Below are 2,556 nucleotides of genomic sequence, written 5' to 3'. Positions count from 1 at the left end.
TCTGTCCTTACGTGACAAGGTTTTTTTATGCCGCATCACTTTGACGTTGCTGTTTTGCTTGTTCGATGACATTGATAAGATCCGATTGTAACCAACGCGATAAGAAACCAAATTTTAAAGGTTTTGGCAAAGAGCCATTGGTCACATGACGTCGGAAAGTTGAAACACTCATATGAAGCAATTTTGCACTTTCACGGTCAGTTAAAAGAACATCGTTTTCTGTCATTATAATTTCCTTTCAAAAGTAAAAAAATGAGAACAAATCATGCCTATTTATTAAACACATTTTGGTTCATTTTTTAAGGTATTTTATTCATAGAAAACAGTATTTTATTATATATTTTCTCATGTGATAATTTATGAGTCTTATTGAGATGATATGAGAGAAGAGAGAGAGAAAGTTATCCACAGATAATGGGGTTATGCACCCCATATCTTAAGATTGACCTGTCACATAAGCGGCCCATTTATCCATATAAACACGACGCTGTTCTAAATAATCAGTACGACGATAAGCACGTTCTACTTTGCCGCCTACTGTATGAGCTAGAATGGTTTCAGCGACCTCATAGGAGGCATCGGTTGTTTCAGCAAGCCAATCGCGTAAACTAGAACGAAATCCATGGGGACAGGCTTCAAGTTTATTATCTCTCATATATTGAGCCATACAACGTTCAGCAAGGGGCCCCCGACCGGTTGCAGAAAAGAAGAAATCATTGTGAGAAAGCAGGCGCGCTTGTTTTAAGATTTCTAATGCTTCAGAAGATAAAGGGACACGAAACTCTGTTGTAGCATCACGTCTACCTTTCATATCTTCAGCAGGTATGGTCCATATATCACCGTCAACTTGATCTTTATGAATATGACGTAAAGGACGTGTACGAACGCCTGTCAGAATAAGCAAACGCAACGCCAGTCGTGTTATGTTTTGTGTTTTACAGAGTGACTGATAAAAGGTAGGCACATCTTTCCAATCCATGGCTGGTCTATTAGTAACCTTATGACGTTGTTTCCCTAAGAGCGCGCGTGCTTTTTCGGTTGCTTGTAAATCAACATCCAATCCTAATGCAGCCGCATGTTTGAGACATATATTAAGACGATTAAGAGCTCTATAAGCAACTCCAGCTTTTGAATGCCAAATANTTCTGTTTGTGTAATCTCTGAAACCGGCAGACAGCCTAATTTTGGTAAAATATGCAGTTTTAAAGGTGAAAGCCAATCTCCAGCCTTGCCATCATTTTTTAATTCAGCTTTACGACTTTCAAAAGCATTCAAGGCGATATCTTTTAAATAATGGAGATTGCTTATTGCCTCACGCTTTTGTTTATCGCGTTCTTTAATGGGATCACGACCTTCACGTAAAACAGAGCGCCACCCCGTTGCCAATTCACGGGCTTGTTTTAAAGAGACATCTCTTAAAGCACCCAAGCCCATTTCGCGGCGCCGCCCATGAAGAGTATAACGGTAAATCCATTGAGCACCACCATCTTTACGCTTATGAAGAAGCAAGCCGGCACCATCATTATATTTGCCAGCCCCCAATGTTGCGACAGATCTTGCATTAAGACGGTTCATAAGGACCATTTTTACTCCTTTCTTATACAAATTTTATCCACACACTCATCCCGCTTGTGATGTGCAAATGAGTGATTTTGATTGATTCAAGATAGAGAGATTTGAAATGAGAGAATCCTACGTTATTCGGAGTTCTCATTCAATATGAATAACGCTAGATTATCATTATAAATCAATACATTGCCCATGGTTGGACGCATAGAAATCGGTGTAAAACTGCAAAAAAGCTGGATAACTCATGAAGAGGACCCACAGCTCTTAGGACAAGTTCCGGGATCTTTAGCAGAAGGAGAAGGAGGTGCTGCACGCGAGGTGGCAAAACTTATCTGGGCTCTCAAAGATGATGAACAGCAAGGAACATTCTTTCCGGTTTATATTTTGCAAGATGGTGTTCTCATTGATCAAAAATCACCCTCACTGCTTGAACCCGCTATGCAAGCTATTGCAACGTATGACCGCGCCCATGGGCATTATATCGTCAATGGTTGTCGTGTGACAGCTTTGGGACAAGAGGGACAAAAGCAAGTGTTCAGTATCCAAGAGGGAGAAGCCAATATCAATGGCTTTAAACGCAAACGCTTAGCCGCTTTGCGCCATGAAGAGGTAGAAGACTTTGCGACAAGCGCGGTTCCTAGTGAAACCCATATTTTTACACCAAAAAACCAAGAAAAAAGCTTTACCTTTAAAACCTATTACGCTCCCATTGCCGATGTTCATTCCATTTTATTGACAAAAGAAAAAACCGCCCAGATCACTCGTGGTGCGGTTGCCGCAGGACGTGATGGCGTTCCCGATAAAAGTATCACAGCATTTATCAAAATTGTCCAAGGAACAAAGGAATTTAAAGAAGGCATAGATTTTAAAAAGACCGGAGATACCATTGATTGGGCACCTGTGGGCGATGAACCGTTACCGGGAAGCAGCTATATGGTGACTTACCGTTACCGCGCAAGCGTGCAGGCTGATAAAGTGACAGCGCAA

Annotated in this window: 1 protein-coding gene and 2 pseudogenes; 1 reads left to right on the top strand and 2 read right to left on the bottom strand. The window is 41.2% G+C overall.

Annotation, left to right across the window (positions count from 1 at the left end):
• Positions 1–25: 25 nt before the first annotated feature.
• Positions 26–226, bottom strand: coding sequence for a helix-turn-helix transcriptional regulator (locus ABD909_RS05110; protein WP_345096889.1), 201 nt, complete (start codon positions 224–226; stop codon positions 26–28).
• 210 nt (positions 227–436) lie between these two features.
• Positions 437–1,584, bottom strand: a pseudogene (locus tag ABD909_RS05105) (tyrosine-type recombinase/integrase).
• A gap of 162 nt (positions 1,585–1,746) precedes the next feature.
• Here ABD909_RS05105 and ABD909_RS05100 point away from each other — a divergent pair.
• Positions 1,747–2,556 (top strand): annotated as a pseudogene (locus ABD909_RS05100) (DUF4815 domain-containing protein); the annotation flags it as partial.

The sequence above is a fragment of the Bartonella acomydis genome (assembly GCF_039543025.1).
Lineage (GTDB): Bacteria > Pseudomonadota > Alphaproteobacteria > Rhizobiales > Rhizobiaceae > Bartonella > Bartonella acomydis.
The sequence above is the reverse complement of the archived record's forward strand: the minus strand, read 5'-3'. Positions and strand labels throughout refer to the sequence as shown.